Source organism: Streptomyces broussonetiae (genome assembly GCF_009796285.1).
In the GTDB taxonomy this organism is placed as follows: domain Bacteria; phylum Actinomycetota; class Actinomycetes; order Streptomycetales; family Streptomycetaceae; genus Streptomyces; species Streptomyces broussonetiae.
In genome coordinates this window covers 6,374,114-6,391,924 of sequence record NZ_CP047020.1, presented here as the reverse complement: position 1 = coordinate 6,391,924, position 17,811 = coordinate 6,374,114, and the positions used below count along the sequence as shown (strand labels likewise).

At 71.6% G+C, this 17,811-nt stretch carries 17 protein-coding genes; 8 read left to right on the top strand and 9 right to left on the bottom strand.

Annotation, left to right across the window (positions count from 1 at the left end):
• Positions 1-4: 4 nt before the first annotated feature.
• The 4 genes from GQF42_RS29615 to GQF42_RS29600 form a co-directional block, all read right to left on the bottom strand.
• A complete protein-coding gene (locus GQF42_RS29615; protein WP_158924890.1) occupies positions 5-1,705 on the bottom strand; it encodes an acyl-CoA mutase large subunit family protein in 1,701 nt (566 codons plus the stop codon).
• Positions 1,706-1,790: 85 nt separating this feature from the next.
• Positions 1,791-2,129, bottom strand: a complete 339-nt coding sequence (locus GQF42_RS29610; protein WP_158924888.1) for a DUF3817 domain-containing protein — start codon at positions 2,127-2,129, stop codon at positions 1,791-1,793.
• 55 nt (positions 2,130-2,184) lie between these two features.
• A complete protein-coding gene (locus GQF42_RS29605) occupies positions 2,185-2,694 on the bottom strand; it encodes a MarR family winged helix-turn-helix transcriptional regulator (RefSeq protein ID WP_158924886.1) in 510 nt (169 codons plus the stop codon).
• A gap of 11 nt (positions 2,695-2,705) precedes the next feature.
• A complete protein-coding gene (locus GQF42_RS29600; RefSeq protein WP_158924884.1) occupies positions 2,706-3,944 on the bottom strand; it encodes an MFS transporter in 1,239 nt (412 codons plus the stop codon).
• 87 nt (positions 3,945-4,031) lie between these two features.
• Between GQF42_RS29600 and GQF42_RS29595 the strand changes: the two genes are divergently transcribed.
• Positions 4,032-5,012, top strand: coding sequence for an ArsR/SmtB family transcription factor (locus GQF42_RS29595; protein ID WP_158924882.1), 981 nt, complete (start codon positions 4,032-4,034; stop codon positions 5,010-5,012).
• Between the two features lie 10 nt (positions 5,013-5,022).
• On the opposite strand, the gene GQF42_RS29590 is transcribed toward GQF42_RS29595, so the two are convergent.
• The 3 genes from GQF42_RS29590 to GQF42_RS29580 form a co-directional block, all read right to left on the bottom strand.
• A complete protein-coding gene (locus GQF42_RS29590; protein ID WP_158924880.1) occupies positions 5,023-5,775 on the bottom strand; it encodes a hypothetical protein in 753 nt (250 codons plus the stop codon).
• 98 nt (positions 5,776-5,873) lie between these two features.
• The gene (locus tag GQF42_RS29585) at positions 5,874-6,167 is read right to left on the bottom strand and encodes an MTH1187 family thiamine-binding protein (protein WP_158924878.1); all 294 of its coding nucleotides are present in this window, start codon (positions 6,165-6,167) and stop codon (positions 5,874-5,876) included.
• A complete protein-coding gene (locus GQF42_RS29580; protein WP_158924876.1) occupies positions 6,164-6,508 on the bottom strand; it encodes a DUF3817 domain-containing protein in 345 nt (114 codons plus the stop codon). The genes GQF42_RS29585 and GQF42_RS29580 overlap by 4 nt, the downstream gene beginning before the upstream one ends.
• Positions 6,509-6,668: 160 nt before the next feature.
• Between GQF42_RS29580 and GQF42_RS29575 the strand changes: the two genes are divergently transcribed.
• From GQF42_RS29575 to GQF42_RS29560, 4 genes are all read left to right on the top strand, one after another.
• Positions 6,669-7,301, top strand: coding sequence for an AIM24 family protein (locus tag GQF42_RS29575; protein WP_158930735.1), 633 nt, complete (start codon positions 6,669-6,671; stop codon positions 7,299-7,301).
• Between the two features lie 2 nt (positions 7,302-7,303).
• Positions 7,304-7,954, top strand: a complete 651-nt coding sequence (locus tag GQF42_RS29570) for an AIM24 family protein (protein WP_158924874.1) — start codon at positions 7,304-7,306, stop codon at positions 7,952-7,954.
• A complete protein-coding gene (locus tag GQF42_RS29565) occupies positions 7,951-8,769 on the top strand; it encodes an AIM24 family protein (RefSeq protein WP_233273504.1) in 819 nt (272 codons plus the stop codon). Before GQF42_RS29570 ends, GQF42_RS29565 begins: the two co-directional genes overlap by 4 nt.
• A 92-nt stretch (positions 8,770-8,861) precedes the next feature.
• Positions 8,862-9,338 (top strand): MarR family winged helix-turn-helix transcriptional regulator, encoded by a 477-nt coding sequence (locus GQF42_RS29560; protein WP_158924872.1) that lies wholly within the window; start codon positions 8,862-8,864, stop codon positions 9,336-9,338.
• A 405-nt stretch (positions 9,339-9,743) separates the two neighbouring features.
• On the opposite strand, the gene meaB is transcribed toward GQF42_RS29560, so the two are convergent.
• Positions 9,744-10,700 (bottom strand): methylmalonyl Co-A mutase-associated GTPase MeaB, encoded by a 957-nt coding sequence (gene meaB, locus GQF42_RS29555; RefSeq protein WP_158924870.1) that lies wholly within the window; start codon positions 10,698-10,700, stop codon positions 9,744-9,746.
• 49 nt (positions 10,701-10,749) lie between these two features.
• Positions 10,750-11,949, bottom strand: coding sequence for an acetyl-CoA C-acetyltransferase (locus tag GQF42_RS29550; protein WP_158924868.1), 1,200 nt, complete (start codon positions 11,947-11,949; stop codon positions 10,750-10,752).
• Positions 11,950-12,097: 148 nt separating this feature from the next.
• Between GQF42_RS29550 and mce the strand changes: the two genes are divergently transcribed.
• The 3 genes from mce to GQF42_RS29535 all read left to right on the top strand — a co-directional run bounded on the left by mce (position 12,098) and on the right by GQF42_RS29535 (position 17,748).
• Positions 12,098-12,538, top strand: a complete 441-nt coding sequence (gene mce, locus GQF42_RS29545; protein ID WP_158924866.1) for a methylmalonyl-CoA epimerase — start codon at positions 12,098-12,100, stop codon at positions 12,536-12,538.
• A gap of 209 nt (positions 12,539-12,747) precedes the next feature.
• Positions 12,748-16,629, top strand: coding sequence for a polarized growth protein Scy (gene scy, locus GQF42_RS29540; RefSeq protein WP_158924864.1), 3,882 nt, complete (start codon positions 12,748-12,750; stop codon positions 16,627-16,629).
• A gap of 183 nt (positions 16,630-16,812) precedes the next feature.
• A complete protein-coding gene (locus GQF42_RS29535; protein ID WP_158924862.1) occupies positions 16,813-17,748 on the top strand; it encodes a coiled-coil domain-containing protein in 936 nt (311 codons plus the stop codon).
• Positions 17,749-17,811 lie beyond the last annotated feature (63 nt).

The following is a 17,811-nucleotide window of genomic DNA, read 5'->3' as shown; positions in this document are numbered from 1 at the left end:
CCGCTCAGAAGCCGGCCGGCTCCGTGTACACCCCCCACTCGTCCCGCAGTACGCCACAGATCTCGCCCAGCGTCGCCTCGGCGCGCACGGCGTCCAGCATCGGCCCGATCATGTTCGAACCGTCCCGCGCGGCGGCCAGCATGGCGTCCAGCGCGGAGCGCACCGTGGCCTCGTCCCGGGCGGACCTGCGCGTGCCGAGCACCCGCACCTGCTCGCGCTCCACCTCGTGGCTGACGCGCAGGATCTCCAGGTCCCCGGTGACCGAGCCGGTGTGGACGTTGACGCCCACGACCCTCTTGTCGCCCTTCTCCAGGGACTGCTGGTAGCGGAAGGCCGACTCGGCGATCTCGCCGGTGAACCAGCCGTCCTCGATCCCGCGCAGGATGCCGGAGGTGACCGGCCCGATCGGGTGCCGCCCGTCCGGGTGGGCCCGAAGGCCCCGCTCCTTTATCTGCTCGAAGATCTTCTCCGCGTCGGCCTCGATCCGGTCCGTCAGCTGCTCGACGTACCACGAACCGCCCAGCGGATCGGCCACGCTCGCGACCCCGGTCTCCTCCATCAGCACCTGCTGGGTCCGCAGCGCGATCTCCGCGGCCTGCTCGCTCGGCAGCGCGAGGGTCTCGTCCAGGGCGTTGGTGTGCAGCGAGTTGGTCCCGCCGAGCACCGCGGCCAGCGCCTCCACGGCCGTACGCACCACGTTGTTGTACGGCTGCTGCGCGGTCAGCGAGACACCGGCGGTCTGTGTGTGGAAGCGCAGCCACTGCGCCTTGTCGCTCTTCGCGCCGTACACGTCCCGCATCCAGCGGGCCCAGATGCGGCGCGCGGCACGGAACTTGGCGATCTCCTCGAAGAAGTCCACGTGCGCGTCGAAGAAGAAGGAGAGGCCGGGCGCGAAGACGTCGACGTCCAGGCCGCGGCTGAGCCCCAGCTCGACGTAGCCGAAGCCGTCCGCCAGCGTGTACGCCAGCTCCTGCGCGGCCGTCGCCCCGGCCTCACGGATGTGGTAGCCGGAGACGGACAACGGCTTGTAGGCGGGGATGCCGGCCGCGCAGTACTCCATCAGGTCGCCGATGAGGCGCAGATGCGGCTCGGGCTGGAAGAGCCACTCCTTCTGCGCGATGTACTCCTTGAAGATGTCCGTCTGGAGCGTGCCGTTGAGGACCGCCGGGTCCACGCCCTGGCGCTCGGCGGCGACCAGGTACATGCAGAAGACGGGCACGGCGGGCCCGCTGATGGTCATGGAGGTGGTGACGTCGCCGAGCGGGATGTCCTTGAACAGGACCTCCATGTCGGCGGCGGAGTCGATGGCGACGCCGCAGTGCCCGACCTCGCCGAGCGAGCGGGGATCGTCGGAGTCGCGCCCCATGAGCGTCGGCATGTCGAAGGCGACGGACAGACCCCCGCCGCCGGCGGCCAGGATCATCTTGTAGCGCTGGTTGGTCTGCTCGGCGTTGCCGAACCCGGCGAACTGCCGGATCGTCCAGGTGCGCCCGCGGTAGCCGGTCGGATGGAGCCCGCGCGTGAAGGGGTACTCCCCGGGCCACCCGATCCGCTCGAATCCCTCGTACGTGTCGCCCGGTCGGGGCCCGTACACCGGCTCCACGGCGTCGCCGGAGAGCGTGGTGAAGTCGGCGTCCCGCTTGCGGGCCGCGTCGTAACGGGCCTGCCAGCGTCGGCGGCCCTCCTCGATGGCGTGAGCGTCCATGCCATCGAATTTACTAGGACGTCCTAGTAAATGTCGATGGGCGACCGCCGCACGGCGCCCGTACGGCGGTGGAGGCGGGGGCGGGCTACGCCTTGGCGACGGCCGGGGCCCGGTCGGTGACCTTGGACTCCAGCTCACGGGTGAGCTTGCGCTCTACGAAGAAGGCCGCCGTGGGAATCGTGCCCGCGAGCAGCACCCACAGCTGCCGGCCGACCGGCATCTTCGCCTTGGAGCCCAGGTCGAAGGCGACGACGAGGTAGACGACGTACAGCCAGCCGTGGGCGATGGCCACGACGCGCGTGACGTCGGCGGCACCGCTGATGTCCAGCCCGTACTTCGCGATCATGCTCAGGCACAGCAGCACCAGCAGGACACCGGTCGTGTAGGCCATGACGCGGTAGCGGGTCAGCACGCTCTTCTTCATGGAGTCGAGCGTAACCACCCGTTCCGGGAGATCTTGGCCGGGGTCGGCCCTGGCCTCAGTCGTCGTCGAAGTCGTGTGCCGCGATCCGCAGCGGCCGGAACATCGCGAAGATCTCCTTGCACTCCTCCGTGTCGTACGCGCCGAGCCCGAAGTCCATGGCCATCAGGTCGCGGGTGGCCGCGTCGACCACCTCGCGCCCCTTGTCGGTGATCACGGCGAGCGTGCCGCGGCCGTCGTTGGGGTTGGGCCGCTTGGCCACCAGTCCGGACTTCACCAGCCGGTCCACGGTGTTCGTCACCGACGTGGGATGCACCATCAGCCGCTCACCGATCTTGGACATCGGCAGCTCGCCGGCCTTGGAGAAGGTCAGCAGTACCAGGGCCTCATAGCGCGCGAACGTCAGTCCGTACGGTTTGACCACCGCGTCCACCTCGGCGAGCAGGATCTGCTGGGCCCGCATGATCGAGGTGATCGCGGCCATGGACGGCACGTTTCCCCAGCGCTGCTTCCAGAGTTCGTCGGCTCGGGCGATGGGGTCGAAGGGAAGGCTGAGAGGCTTCGGCACGTCATCAGACCCTACCGGCCGGTCATATTCCGGGCAGCCCCGTCTCGTCCCTCGGTCGCCCGGACCGCCAGGGCCAGCCCGCAGCAGCACAGCACGCCGAGCACACCGGCCCCCGTCACCGCGGCCCGTACCCCGGCCGCCTGCGCCGCCACCCCGGCCAGCGCCATGCCCACGCCCTGGACGGTCATCAGCCCGGCGCTGAGCACGGTCATGGCCCGCCCGCGCAGTTCCTGCGGCACGGCCCGCACGAACCACTGGTCCAGGCCGAGGGTGTACGCCGACCCGGCCCCTGACACCAGCAGGAGCAGCAGGGACACGACGAGCCCGGGGCGCAGGGCGAAGCCGAGGTACGGCAGCAGGGTCAGGCACAGGAGCGGGAGCGCGACGCGTTCGCGGGCCGCGGGCCGCAGCCGCGCCCCGGCGAACAGTTCTCCGGCCACGGTGCCGACGGGCAGGGCGCACATCAGCAGGCCGAGCCCGGCCGAGCCGCTGCCGAGCGCGTCGGCGTAGGGCGCGGCCAGTGCCTCGGGGACGACGGAGAAGGCCGCCGGCAGCCAGAAGACGAGCAGCAGGACGAGGATCCGGCGGTCCCCGGCCAGCCGGCGCAGTCCGGGCGGGGCCTGCGCACGGTCGCGGGTGCGGGCGGGGCGGTCCCGGGTGCCGCAGCGCAGCAGGGCGGCGGAGGCGAGGAAGGTGGCGACGGTGATGACCAGGGCGTGGCGGGGCGGGACGACGGCGAGGAGCAGCCCGCCGAGTCCGTAGCCGACGAGCAGGGCGCTCTGGGCGACGATCCGCAGCAGGGAGCGGCCGAGCACGAACAGGTCGCCGTCACCGAGCACGTCGGCGAGGGTGGCCATGCGGGTGCCGGAGAACACCGGGGAGACGACGGCGAGAGCGCAGCGCAGCGCGAGCAACAGGCCGATGCCCGCGCCCGGGACGGTCATCACGGCCACGCACCCCGCGCACACCAGGTCGCAGCCGACGAGCACGCGCCGGGCCGGGAGGCGGTCGGCGACGGGCGCGAGCAGGGCGCCGCCAACGGCGTACGGCAGGAAGCCGAGGGCGAAGGTGAGCGCGCTGAGCAGGGGTGAGCGGGTGAGGTCGTAGACGAGGACGGACAGCGCGATCTCGCTGACGATCACGCCGAGCATGGACAGCACATGGGCGGCGAAGACGGCCCGGAACTCGGGCACGGCGAAGACACGGCCGTAACCGGCGGGTGCCGGGGCCGTCTGCGGTGGAGCGGACATGCGGCGAGCGTGCCCGGAAGCGGGCGGGGAGCCGTAGAGTTTCGGCTCCAGCCGAATCTTGCCGTGTCCTTCCGAGGGGGGTGCCTGTTGCCGTCACGTCTGTACTTCGGTGACGAGGACTTCCTGCGCTGCCGGTTCGCGATCTCGCCGATGTGGGAGACCCAGGAGGCGGTGCGGACGCTCAAGCGGCCGGACCGGCACGGCTATCACGCGCCCTGGCTGCGCCGGATCCGCGAGGCTGCGGCCGGGCTGGACCTGGCTCCCCTGTGGCTGCTGATGCCCCGCCGGGGCCACACCCCGGACTGGCTGGGGCCGCCGCCGATCGGACCGGCCGCCACGTTCGAGGAGGAGATCGCGGCCGTACGGGCCTCGGACCCGCAGGCGGCCCGCGAGGACACCGCCCTGTCCCTGGCCTGTACGCCGGGTGCGCTGCGGTCGCCGCGTGGCCGGGCCTGGCTGGCGGATCCGGCGCGGATGGTCGAGGAGCTGGCAGACGCCATGGAGGCGGCCTGGCGCGCGCTGATCGAGCCGGACTGGCTCCGGCTGCGGGCCCTGCTGGAGGCCGACGTGGCCCACCACTCACGCCGGCTGGCCGAGGTGGGCCTCGGCACGCTGCTGCCGGAACTGGACCCGAGGCTGTCCTGGGACGGCCGCACGCTCACGCTGGCCCAGCGGATGGAGTACGCCCGCGACCTCGCCGGCCAGGGCCTGGTCCTGATGCCGAGCGTGTTCTCCTGGCCCGACGTGATCACCGGCTTCGAACCGCCGTGGCAGCCCACGCTGGTCTATCCGGCGCGGGGGCTGGGCGGCCTGTGGACCGACCCGGGCGAAGGGGCGGCGCAGGCGCTGGTACGCCTTCTGGGCCGCAACCGGGCGGCCGTCCTGACGGCTCTGGCCGAGCCCGCGACGACCACGGCCCTGGCCCACCGGCTGCGGCTCGCCCCGTCCTCGGTGTCGTCCCACCTGACGGCCCTGCGGGACGCGGGTCTGCTGACGGCGCGCAGGTACGGCCATCAGGTGCTGTACGAGAGGACTCCGCTCGGGGTCGCGCTGGCTTGCGGTGGCTGAGCCCGGGCCGTCACCCGTACTGCTCGAGCATGCGCAGCACCCGGGGCGCCCGGACCTCGCCGGTGGACTCCCGCAGGCACCTGCGCGCCGCCGGCGTGCAGGTGAGCGGAGCCTTGAACAGCGCAAGGGAGATCGCGACGACCAGCAGCAACGGGCACAGATACGCCATGGTGTCCGCGAACGGCCCGAACAGCCGCAGCAGCGACTCCAGCCCCAGCCCGGTGAGACACACGGTGAGGACCATCGCGCGGACCACCAGCTCCGCGAGCCAGTTGGCCAGGGCCCGCTCAGGGGTGATGCCACGCTCCAGCCAGAGCCGGAGCCGGTCGAGGGACCAGGCGGTGGCCCAGCCGGTCAGCGGGCGGAACAGCACCCGGTCGGCGACCGCGCCGAAGGTGCCCCAGCGCGGGCGGTAGTCGAAGCCGGTGAGCAGGCGGACGCCGTGCGCGTCGGGCACGTAACGCCAGTAGCCGCTCGCCTCGGCGATCAGGGAGAGCGGGTGCGGGGAGGAGAAGCGCACGGCGGAGGTACGGGTGCCGTCGGGGCGGTCGGTGTCGTCCGCCGCGTACCCGGTGCCGGAGACGGTGAGAAACGGCAGCACGTGCGCGGTGCAGGAGAACCGCCGCGGTTCGCCCTCCGCGCCGGGCAGCTCCTCGATCGCGGTGAAGCGCAGGTCCCAGCGCCGGTGGGCGTCGGGGTCCTGGGTGCGCGCCCACAGCGTGTCGAGGTCGGCGCGTATGTGTGTCTCTATGCCGAGACTCATGGTGTTCCCCCAGGCCAGAACGTGCTCCGAATGATCGATCAGAGCATCGGGAGGGGAACGTACAACGCTGTGGGCCGGCGCTCCAAACGAGGGTGCGGCTACCCGGCGAGGTGCCGTTCGACGGTCTCGACCTTGGCGGTGAGCCCGTCGGTCACGCCGGGGCGGATGTCGGCCTTGAGGACGAGCGACACGCGCGGGGCGCGCTCCTCCACGGCGGCGACGGCGCGCTTGACGACGTCCATGACCTCGTCCCACTCGCCCTCGATCGAGGTGAACATCGCGTCGGTGCGGTGGGGCAGCCCCGACTCACGCACCACGCGCACGGCGTCGGCGACGTACTCCCCCACGTCCTCGCCCACGCCCAGGGGCGTCACGGAGAAGGCGACGATCATGCGCCCACGACCCCTTCCTTGCGGGCACGGGCGGCGATGACCTCGTCCTCGGCGGCGCGCTTGAGCTTGCGCTCGGCGAAGAAGCCGCCGGTGGGCAGCACGGACAGGACGAAGTAGAACGCGGCGGTCCTGAGCGGCCAACTGGTGCGGTTCCAGGCGTCCGCCCAGAAGATCACGTACAGGATGAAGAGGACGCCGTGGACCGCGCCCATGACGGGTACCGCGTTGAAGTCCGTGGTCCGCTTGAGCACCGAGCAGACGAGGAGGATCAGGAAGGACACGGCCTCCGGGGCCGAGACCAGGCGGAGGCGGCGGAGGGCGGTGGCGGTCTTGATGTCCACAGGTCACCTTCGGTGGGAGAGTCGTCGACAGTTTGTGAACGCAAGCACAAACGTTCAGCCATTGTGGCAAACGGCTGCCGTAGGGGTCCGCTCAGGGTCGGTTTCCACCCAGGGGCCCTGTTCCGCCCACCCGGGCCGCCGCTACTTTCGCTGCGTGGCGATGTTCCGACTTCAAGGCAGCAAGGTGCTCGCCGTCGACATGACCGGGGATGCCGTGAAGGCGAAGAACGGCTCGATGGTCGCGTACGACGGGCGGATGGCCTTCAAGAAGCTGACCGGCGGCGGCGAGGGGCTGCGGGGGATGGTCACCCGCAGACTCACGGGCGAGCAGATGACGGTGATGGAGGTGAAGGGGCACGGGACGTGCTGGTTCGCGGACCGCGCCTCGGAGATCAACCTGGTGAGCCTGCAGGGCGACAAGCTCTACGTGGAGTCGAGCAATCTGCTCGTGACGGACGCCGGGCTGCGCACCGGGACGACCTTCACGGGGCTGCGGGGCGCCTCGCAGGGCAACGGACTGTTCACGACGACGGTCGAGGGGCACGGGCAGGCGGCCCTGCTGTCCGACGGCCCGGCGGTGGTGCTCCGGGTCAGCCCGCAGTACCCGCTGATCGTCGACCCGGGGGCGTACATCGCCCATCAGGGCAGCGTCCGCCAGTCCTTCCAGTCCGGTGTGACGTTCCGCACGTTCCTCGGGGAGGGCGGCGGTGAGGCCTTCCAGATCCGGTTCGAGGGCGACGGGCTGGTCTACGTGCAGCCGAGCGAGCGGAACACGATCGCGGGGGATCTGTAGAGATGTCGTTCCAGGAGATCAACTCCAAGATGGTGGAGGCGACGGTGCTGCCCGGGCAGCGGCTGTACAGCCAGCGCGGCGCGATGCTCGCCTACCGCGGGGACGTGTCCTTCACGCCGAGCATCCAGGGCGGTCAGGGCGGGCTGATGTCCATGATCGGGCGCAGGGTGGCGGGCGAGGCGACCCCGCTGATGACCGTCGAGGGCAGCGGCACGGTGTTCTTCGGGCACGGCGGCCACCACGTGCACGTCATCCACCTCACCGGCGACACCCTGTACGTCGAGGCCGACCGGCTGCTCGCCTTCGAGGGCACGCTCCGCCAGGGCACGATGTTCATGGGCTCGCAGGGCGGGGTGATGGGCATGGTCCGGGGCCAGGTCACCGGCCAGGGCCTGTTCACCACCACCCTCCAGGGTCAGGGCTCGGTCGCCGTGATGGCGCACGGCGGCGTCTTCGAGATCCCGATCACCCCGCAGCACCCGGTCCATGTCGACCCACAGGCCTACGTCGCCCACCACGGAGAGGTCCGCAACAAGCTGTCCGCCGCGCTGGGCTGGCGCGAGATGGTGGGCCGGGGCTCCGGCGAGGCCTTCCAGCTGGAGCTGAGCGGCAGCGGCACGGTGTTCGTCCAGGCCTCGGAGGAGAAGCTGTGAGCACCTACGGAACTCCGGGCGCCGGACCGGGCGGGCCGGTCGTCCACGACCCGATGACGCTGCCCGCCGACGACAACGTGAACAAGTACACGTTCTGCGTCGAGCTCAAGAGCGGGGAGTGGTTCCTGCAGAAGGGGAAGATGATCGCCTACTACGGGGCGATCGAGTTCAACGGCATCGGGCATGGTCGACTCGACCGGCTTGTCCGTACCTCGTTCCATTCGCCACTGCACGCGAGCGACTGGGTCGTGGCACACGGCTCGGGCAAGATGCTGCTCGCCGACCGGGCCTTCGACGTCAATTCCTATGACCTGGACGACGGGAACTTGACCATTCGCGCGGGCAACTTGCTCGCTTTTCAGCCAAGTCTCGCGCTGAAGCAATCGATCGTGCCGGGTTTTCTGACCCTTATCGGAACCGGAAAGTTTGTCGCCGCGTCTAACGGTCCGGTGGTGTTCCTGGAACCTCCGATCCGGGTCGACCCGCAGGCGCTCGTCGGGTGGGCCGACTGCCCGTCACCGTGCCATCACTACGACCACGGGTACCTGACGGGTGTACTGGGCGGTCTACGTGCGATGACAGGCCTGGGCGGGGCGTCCGGCGAGGAGCACCAGTTCGAGTTCGTGGGCGCCGGGACGGTCCTGCTGCAGTCGTCGGAGACCCTCATGGAGGAGGCGGCGACGGGGGTCGTTCCGTCCGAACCGGGCGTGCCCGGCGGTGGCGTTACGGGGTCGGGTGGACACGGTCCGCAATCGTCCGGCGCACCGCGCCTTCCCGGACAGCTGGGAGACCTCCAGCGTCGCTTCGGGCTGTGAGCGGTAGTCTGCGGAGTGTGACGTCGAACGCGTGCGCACAGTCACACCACCCGAAGTAGTTCGCCATTCAACTTCTTAGGTAGACTTCATTCATGGAGACCGAGACGGCCACGCGCTGGCTGACCGATGCGGAGCAGTGCGCTTGGCGCACCCACCTGGAGGTCAACAGGCTGTTGACGTACCAGCTGGAGAAGGATCTGCAGCCGTTCGGCCTGACGATGAACGACTACGAGATTCTCGTGAACCTGTCCGAGTCGGACGACGTACGGATGCGGATGAGCGACCTCGCCTCCGCGACACTGCAGTCCAAGAGCCGGCTCTCGCACCAGATCACACGGATGGAGAACGCGAATCTGGTGCGCCGTGAGAACTGCGAGTCCGACCGGCGGGGACTGTACGCGGTGCTGACCGAGCACGGCCTGGAGACGATGAAGAAGGTGGCGCCACATCATGTCGCCTCCGTGCGACGGCACTTCATCGATCTGCTGTCGTCGGAGGCACTGACGGAGCTGGACAAGGCCCTGAAGCCGATCGCCGACCACCTCAGAGGGCAGCGGGGGCGCCCCTGAGCTTCGGCCTGACAGCGGGGGGTGCCGCACCTTCCCGGAGCGGCGGGGAACTGCCCGATCCGCCACCCGCCGTCCGCAGCCTCGCGGCAGCGGACGGGGCGGCGGCGACGACCGGTGCCGCTCCCCCGGCCGGTACGCAGCACACACCAGCGGCAGGCGGCCGATCAGCGGGCACGTCACCGGCGCCCCTGCCGAACTCCCCGCACTCACCGTCGCATTCACCCAGGGTGCCCGCCTGCGTGCGAGTGCCCTGGGCTGCCGACTGGTCGGCCGGCGGATGCGCCGTCGCGCAGTGGACCGTCGGCCCCGGCTGCAGCCCTGCCCCACGGCATATCCGCACAACCGCTCCCGGCCGGCGCCCGGCCTCCGCGCTGCGAGGCGAAGGCCGTCGGAGCTGCCCCCGAATCAGCCCTGCGTCAGCCCCGCCACCAGCTCGTCCGCAGCACGGTACGGATCCAGCTCGCCCGCGACGATGCGCTCCGCGAGCGCGCTGAGCCGACGGTCGCCGTGCAGGTCGCCGATGCGCTCACGCAGGGCCGTCACCGCGATGGTCTCCACCTCGCGGGCCGCACGGGCCCGGCGGCGCTCGGCGAGCACGCCGCGCTCCTCCATCCAGGCGCGGTGCTTCTCCAGGGCCTCCATGACCTCGTCGACCCCCTCGGCGCGGGCCGCGACCGTCTTCACGATCGGCGGGCGCCAGTCACCGGGGCCGCGCGACTCGCCGAGGCCCAGCATGTGGTTCAGCTCGCGGGCCGTGGCGTCCGCCCCGTCCCGGTCCGCCTTGTTGACGACGTAGACGTCGCCGATCTCCAGGATGCCCGCCTTGGCCGCCTGGATGCCGTCGCCCATGCCGGGGGCAAGCAGGACGACGGAGGTGTCCGCCTGGGAGGCGATCTCCACCTCCGACTGGCCCACGCCCACCGTCTCCACCAGGATCACGTCGCAGCCGGCCGCGTCCAGCACGCGGATGGCCTGCGGGGCTGCCCAGGCCAGGCCGCCCAGGTGGCCGCGCGTGGCCATCGAGCGGATGTAGACACCGGGGTCGGAGGCGTGGTCCGACATGCGCACCCGGTCGCCGAGCAGGGCGCCGCCGGAGAACGGCGACGAGGGGTCGACGGCCAGGACGCCGACCCGCTTGCCCTGCTTGCGGTACGCCGTGACGAGCGCGGAGGTCGAGGTGGACTTGCCGACGCCGGGCGAGCCGGTCAGGCCCACCACATAGGCGTTGCCGGTCAGCGGGGCCAGCGCCGCCATGACCTCCCTGAGCTGCGGGGACGCCCCCTCCACCAGGGAGATCAGCCGGGCCACGGCGCGCGGCCGGCCTTCCCTGGCCTGGGCCACCAGAGAGGAGACGTCCTGCATCAAACAGCTCCGTTCACTCGGGTCACTCGGGTCACTAGGAAAGTACTGCTCAGGCCTTCGGTACCCGCACCATCAGCGCGTCACCCTGGCCGCCGCCACCACACAACGCGGCCGCTCCTACCCCGCCGCCGCGCCGCTTGAGCTCGAGCGCCAGGTGCAGCACGAGACGGGCGCCGGACATACCGATCGGGTGGCCCAGCGCGATGGCGCCGCCGTTGACGTTCACCTTTTCCGTGGACACGCCGAGGTCCTTCATTGACTGCACGGCGACGGCGGCGAAGGCCTCGTTGATCTCGATGAGGTCGAGGTCGGAGACGCCCAGGCCCTCCTTCTTCAGGGCGTGCTGGATGGCGTTGGACGGCTGGGACTGCAGCGAGTTGTCCGGGCCGGCCACATTGCCGTGCGCGCCGATCTCGGCGAGCCACTCAAGACCCAGCTCCTCGGCCTTGGCCTTGCTCATCACGACCACGGCCGCCGCACCGTCCGAGATCTGCGAGGAGCTGCCGGCCGTGATGGTGCCGTCCTTGGTGAACGCCGGGCGCAGCTTGCCCAGGGACTCCACGGTGGTGTCGGCGCGGATGCCCTCGTCCTTGCTGAAGACGACCGGCTCGCCCTTGCGCTGCGGGATCTCGACCGGGGTGATCTCGGCCTCGAAGACGCCGTTCTTCTGCGCGGCGGCGGCCCGCTGGTGGGACAGCGCGGCGATCTCGTCCTGCTCGGGGCGGCCGAGGCCGAGGCGGGTGTTGTGCCGCTCGGTGGACTCGCCCATCGGGACGTTGTCCCACGGGTCGGTCAGGCCGTCGTGGGCCATCGCGTCGAGCATCTCGATCGCGCCGTACTTGAAGCCCTCGCGGGACTTGGGCAGCAGGTGCGGGGCGTTGGTCATGGACTCCTGGCCGCCGGCCACGACGATGTCGAACTCGCCGGCGCGGATCAGCTGGTCGGCGAGCGCGATGGCGTCGAGGCCGGACAGGCACACCTTGTTGATGGTGAGCGCCGGGACGTTCATCGGGATGCCTGCCTTGACCGCGGCCTGGCGCGCCGGGATCTGTCCCGCCCCGGCCTGCAGCACCTGGCCCATGATCACGTACTGCACCTGGTCGCCACCGATCCCCGCACGGTCGAGGGCGGCCTTGATCGCGAGGCCGCCGAGGTCGGCCGCGGAGAAGGACTTGAGGGAGCCCAGGAGTCGTCCCATGGGCGTGCGCGCGCCCGCGACGATCACAGAGCTGGTCGTTCCAGAAGGCATGAGCTGCGATCCCCTTACCGGCCTGCGCGGCCGAGGAGTGAACGAGGGTTTACTTCGAATGTACTGATGGCACTCCGTGCCGTCATCGTCCCGTCGGTGTGATCGCGCGCACGTTGCGTAACCATCCGCGGAGCGCTGCACTGAACCCATGCTGACGCGAATCGACCACATCGGGATCGCCTGCCACGACCTCGACGCGACCGTCGAGTTCTACCGGGCCACCTACGGCTTCGAGGTGTTCCACACCGAGGTCAACGAGGAGCAGGGCGTACGCGAGGCCATGCTCAAGATCAACGAGACGTCGGACGGCGGTGCCTCCTACCTGCAGCTGCTCGAGCCGACCCGCGAGGACTCCGCGGTCGGCAAGTGGCTCGCGAAGAACGGGGAGGGTGTCCACCACATCGCCTTCGGCACGGCGGACGTGGACGGCGACGCCGCGGCCGTCCGGGACAAGGGCGTCCGCGTGCTCTACGAACAGCCGCGGATCGGCTCCATGGGGTCGCGGATCACCTTCCTGCACCCCAAGGATTGCCACGGCGTCCTGACAGAACTGGTCACTTCGGCCCCGGTTGAGTCCCCTGAGCACTGACTGCCGTACATAAGGGCCGGTAGGGTTGGGGGCGGTCGTCCCCGCACACGGGGGACGACCGCATGCCGGGGTCCGGGTTTCGGGGGACGAGCGTCGGGGCAGCAGCCCGTGCTCCGCCGTTGATCTGACACCATTTCCCCGGGGGCCCCGTTCGGCGGATGGACGGAGCTCGTTGCAGAAGCTGACCAGGGGACGGATGGGACCGCGCAGTGCGGGGCTACGAGAGCCAGGAGCGAGAGCCGGCGGCTGACGTCGACCACCTCTCTCGGTTCGAGGCCGAGATGAAACGGCTGAGGACCGAGCGGGAAAAGGCGATCCAGCACGCCGAGGACCTCGGCTACCAGGTCGAGGTGCTGCGCGCCAAGCTGCACGAGGCGCGCCGCACCCTCATGACCCGGCCCGCCTACGACGGCGGTGACATCGGCTATCAGGCCGAGCAGCTGCTCCGTAATGCCCAGATCCAGGCCGACCAGCTGCGCCAGGATGCCGAGCGGATGGCCGCGGAGGCCCGGGCGCAGACCCAGCGCATCCTCCAGGAGCACGCCGAGCAGACGGCCCGGCTGCAGGCCGAGCTGCACCAGGAGGCGGTGACCCGGCGCCAGCAGCTGGACCAGGAGCTGGCCGAGCGCCGCTCCACGGTCGAGTCGCACGTCAACGAGAACGTGGCCTGGGCCGAGCAGCTGCGCGCCCGCACCGAGCAGCAGGCCCGCCGCCTGCTGGACGAGTCCCGCGCCGAGGCCGACCAGGCGATGGCCACCGCCCGCGCGGAGGCCGAGCGGCTGACCCGGGAGGCCCGCGAGCGGCTGCAGAGCGACGCCGAGGCCGCCCGCGCGGAGGCCGAGCAGCTCCTGCGCCGCGCCCGCGCGGACGCCGAGCGGCTGCTGAACGCCGCCTCCACCCAGGCCCAGGAGGCCACCGACCACGCCGAGCAGCTGCGCTCCGACGCGGCCGGCGAGTCGGACGCGGCCCGCCGGCAGTCCGCCGAACTGAGCCGGGCCGCCGAGGAGCGGATGGCAGCGGCCGAGGAGGCGCTGCGCAAGGCGCAGTCCAAGGCCGAGAAGCTGGTCACCGAGGCCGAACAGGCCGCCTCGAAGGCCCTGTCGAGCGCCGAGGCCGCGAACGAGACGCGCACGCGTACGGCGAAGGAGCAGGTCGCCCGGCTGGTCGAGGAGGCCACCAAGGAGGCCGAGGCCACCAGGTCCGAGGCCGAGCAGCTGGTCGCGGACGCCCGCGCCGAGGCCGAGAAGATCGTCACCGAGGCCGGTGAGAAGGCCCGTACGATCACCGCCGAGGAGACGGCGAGCCAGCTGGCCAAGGCGGCCAAGACCGCCGAGGACGTGCTCAACAAGGCGTCCGAGGACGCCCAGAAGACCACCAGGGCCGCCACCGAGGAGGCCGAGCGGATCCGCACCGAGGCCGAGGCCGAGGCGGACCGGCTGCGCGCCGAGGCGCACGACATCGCCGAGCAGCTCAAGGGCGCGGCGAAGGACGACACCAAGGAGTACCGCGCCAAGACGGTCGAGCTGCAGGAGGAGGCCCGCCGGCTGCGCGGCGAGGCCGAGCAGCTGCGCGCCGACGCGGTCGCCGAGGGCGAGTCGATCCGGGCGGAGGCCCGCCGGGAGGCGGTCACGCAGATCGAGGAGGGCGCGAAGTCCGCCGAGGAGCTGCTGGCCAAGGCCAAGGTGGACGCCGACGAGCTGCGCAAGAGCGCGACCGCGGACAGCGAGAAGGTCCGCACCGAGGCCATCGAGCGGGCCACCGGCCTGCGCCGGCAGGCCGACGAGACCCTGGAGCGCAGCCGCACGGAGGCCGAGCGGCTGCGTGCCGAGGCCGAGGAGCAGGCCGAGGCGGTCCGCAGCGGCGCCGAGACCGCCGCGCGCGAGCTGCGCGAGGAGACCGAGCGCGCCGTCGAGGCCCGCCGCGCCGAGGCCGCCGAGGAACTGACCCGGCTGCAGACCGAGACGCGGGAGCGGCTGGACTCCGCCGAGCAGGCGCTCGGCGAGGCCCGCGAGGAGGCCGCCCGGATCCGCCGGGAGGCCGCCGAGGAGGCCGAGCGGCTGCGCTCGGAGGCCGCCGAACGGATCCGTACGCTCCAGCAGCAGGCCGAGGCCGAGGCCGAGCGGCTGCGCGACGAGGCCGCGGCCGACGCGTCCGCCTCCCGTGCCGAGGGCGAGTCCGTCGCCGTACGGCTGCGCTCGGAGGCCGCCGCCGAGGCGGAGCGGCTGAAGACCGAGGCGCAGGAGACCGCCGACCGGGTGCGCGCGGAGGCGCAGGCCGCCGCCGAGCGGCTCGGCACCGAGGCGTCCGAGACGCTGGCCGCCGCGCAGGAGGAGGCCGCCCGGCGCCGCCGCGAGGCCGAGGAGACCCTCGGTTCCGCGCGGGCCGAGGCCGACCAGGAGCGCGAGCGGGCCCGCGAGCAGAGCGAGGAGCTGCTGGCCTCCGCCCGCAAGCGGGTCGAGGACGCGCAGGCCGAGGCGACCCGGCTGGTCGAGGAGGCCGACCGGCGCGCCACCGAGATGGTCTCGGCCGCCGAGCAGCACGCCCAGCAGGTGCGGGACTCCGTCACGGGGCTGCACGAGCAGGCGCAGGAGGAGATCACCGGGCTGCGTTCGGCCGCCGAGCACGCGGCCGACCGTACGAGGCGGGAGGCCGAGGAGGAGGCGGACCGGGTCCGTGCCGACGCCTACGCCGAGCGGGAGCGGGCGAGCGAGGACGCCTCGCGGATCCGGCGTGCGGCGAACGAGGAGGCGGAGGCCGCCAAGGCGCTGGCCGAGCGTACGGTCGCGGAGGCGATCGGGGAGGCCGAGCGGCTGCGCGCGGACACCTCCGAGTACGCCCAGCGGGTGCGCACGGAGGCCTCGGACGCGCTGGCCGAGGCCGACCAGGCGGCGGCCCGTACCCGGGCGGACGCCCGCGAGGACGCCAACCGCATCCGCTCGGACGCGGCGACCCAGGCCGACACCCTCATCACCGAGGCCCGCAGCGAGGCCGAGCGGCTGCAGACCGAGACCGTCGCCGAGGCCGACCGGGTGCGCACCGAGGCGCTGGCCGAGGCCGAGCGGGTGCGCGCGGAGGCCCTGGCGGCCGCCGAGCAGCTCCTCGGGGAGGCCACCGGTGACGCCGAGCGGCTGCGCGCCGAGGCGGCGGAGACGGTCGGCTCGGCCCAACAGCACGCCGAGCGGCTGCGGGCCGACGCCGAGCGGCTCAAGGCGGACACGGAGGCCGAGACCGAACGGCTCGTCAACTCCGCGCGCGAGGAGGCCGAGCGGACCCTGGACGAAGCCCGCAAGGAGGCCAACAAGCGGCGTTCGGAGGCGGCCGAGCAGGTCGACACGCTCATCACCGAGACCACGGCCGAGGCCGACAAGCTGCTCACCGAGGCACAGGCGCAGGCCCTCAAGACCACCGCGGACGCGGAGTCGCAGGCCGACACGATGGTGGGCGCGGCCCGCAGCGAGGCCGAGCGGATCGTCGCCGAGTCGACGATCGAGGGCAACTCGCTGGTGGAGAAGGCCCGTACGGACGCGGACGAGCTGCTGGTGGGCGCCCGCCGGGACGCGACCGCGATAAGGGAGCGCGCTGAGGAGCTGCGCGACCGCATCACGACCGAGATCGAGGAACTGCACGAGCGGGCCCGGCGCGAGGCCGCCGAGACGATGAAGTCCACCGGCGACCGCTGCGACGCGCTCATCAAGGCCGCCGAGGAGCAGCTGGCCAAGGCGGAGGCGAAGGCGAAGGATCTGGTGTCGGAGGCCGATTCCGAGGCGGGCCGGGTGCGTATCGCCGCCGTCAAGAAGGCGGAGGGGCTGCTCAAGGAGGCCGAGCAGAAGAAGGCCAGCCTGGTCAAGGAGGCCGAGGAGCTGAAGGCCGAGGCGATCCGGGAGGCCCGGCGCACGGTCGAGGAGGGCAAGCGCGAACTGGAGATCCTGGTGCGTCGGCGCGAGGACATCAACGCCGAGATCTCCCGCGTCCAGGACGTGCTGGAGGCGCTGGAGTCCTTCGAGACCCCGGCGGGCGGCAAGGACGGCACGGTCAAGGCCGGCGCGACGGTCGGCTCCCCCCGTACGGGTGGCAAGGCGTCAGACGGCTAGCGTGTCCGGCACGTTCCGGTGTCTTCTGGGGCCTTTGCCCGGGTCTTTGGCAAGCCTTCCGGCCGTCGGCCACTCAAAAGGGGTCTCATTCTCCAGATCAAACACGTATCCGCTCGATGACACACCGCTTCGGCCCCTAGGATTCCACCTATCACCTCACCGGTCTCATTCGACAGGAACCCCATGAGCGACACTTCCCCCTACGGCTTCGAGCTTGTGCGGCGTGGGTACGACCGCGCTCAGGTGGACGAACGTATCTCCAAGCTCGTCTCCGACCGTGACAGCGCTCTCACCCGGATCACCGCCCTGGAGAAGCGCATCGAGGAACTCCACCTCGAAACGCAGAACGCCCAGGCCCAGGTCACCGACGCCGAGCCGTCGTACGCGGGTCTCGGCGCACGGGTCGAGAAAATCCTGCGGCTGGCCGAGGAAGAGGCCAAGGAGCTGCGTGAGGAGGCCCGGCGGGCGGCCGAACAGCACCGTGACCTCGCCGAGTCGGCGGCCCAGCAGGTCCGCAACGACGCCGAGTCCTACGCCGCGGAGCGCAAGGCCAAGGCCGAGGACGAGGGCGTCCGGATCGTCGAGAAGGCGAAGGGCGACGCGTCCCAGCTGCGCTCCGAGGCGCAGAAGGACGCGCAGTCCAAGCGCGAGGAGGCAGACGCCCTCTTCGAGGAGACCCGCGCCAAGGCCGCGCAGGCCGCCGCCGACTTCGAGACGAACCTCGCCAAGCGCCGCGAGCAGTCCGAGCGCGATCTGGCCTCGCGTCAGCAGAAGGCCGAGAAGCGCCTGGCGGAGATCGAGCACCGCGCCGAGCAGCTGCGCCTGGAGGCGGAGAAGCTGCGCACGGACGCCGAGCGCCGCGCCCGTCAGACGGTGGAGACGGCCCAGCGCCAGGCCGAGGACATCGTGGCCGACGCCAACGCCAAGGCGGACCGGATCCGTTCGGAATCCGAGCGCGAGCTGGCGGCGCTCACCAACCGCCGCGACAGCATCAACGCCCAGCTGACGAACGTCCGCGAGATGCTCGCCACGCTGACCGGTGCCGCGGTGGCTGCCGCCGGTACGCCGGGTGAGGACGAGCCCATTTCCCGTGGGGTGCCGGCGCAGCAGACGCGGTGACCGATGGGCCGTGGGGAGCTGCCGGTCCGTTGTGGTTGATCGCGTGGTTCCCGCGCCCCGTCA

Coding starts and splice junctions, on each gene's coding strand:
- GQF42_RS29560 (WP_158924872.1), top strand. CDS start 8,862: ATGGAGACCGAGACGGCCACGCGCTGGCTGACCGATGCGGAGCAGTGC.
- GQF42_RS29590 (WP_158924880.1), bottom strand. CDS start 5,775: ATGAGTCTCGGCATAGAGACACACATACGCGCCGACCTCGACACGCTG.
- GQF42_RS29575 (WP_158930735.1), top strand. CDS start 6,669: ATGTTCCGACTTCAAGGCAGCAAGGTGCTCGCCGTCGACATGACCGGG.
- GQF42_RS29570 (WP_158924874.1), top strand. CDS start 7,304: ATGTCGTTCCAGGAGATCAACTCCAAGATGGTGGAGGCGACGGTGCTG.
- GQF42_RS29585 (WP_158924878.1), bottom strand. CDS start 6,167: ATGATCGTCGCCTTCTCCGTGACGCCCCTGGGCGTGGGCGAGGACGTG.
- mce (WP_158924866.1), top strand. CDS start 12,098: ATGCTGACGCGAATCGACCACATCGGGATCGCCTGCCACGACCTCGAC.
- GQF42_RS29600 (WP_158924884.1), bottom strand. CDS start 3,944: ATGTCCGCTCCACCGCAGACGGCCCCGGCACCCGCCGGTTACGGCCGT.
- GQF42_RS29535 (WP_158924862.1), top strand. CDS start 16,813: ATGAGCGACACTTCCCCCTACGGCTTCGAGCTTGTGCGGCGTGGGTAC.
- meaB (WP_158924870.1), bottom strand. CDS start 10,700: ATGCAGGACGTCTCCTCTCTGGTGGCCCAGGCCAGGGAAGGCCGGCCG.
- GQF42_RS29615 (WP_158924890.1), bottom strand. CDS start 1,705: ATGGACGCTCACGCCATCGAGGAGGGCCGCCGACGCTGGCAGGCCCGT.
- GQF42_RS29550 (WP_158924868.1), bottom strand. CDS start 11,949: ATGCCTTCTGGAACGACCAGCTCTGTGATCGTCGCGGGCGCGCGCACG.
- GQF42_RS29610 (WP_158924888.1), bottom strand. CDS start 2,129: ATGAAGAAGAGCGTGCTGACCCGCTACCGCGTCATGGCCTACACGACC.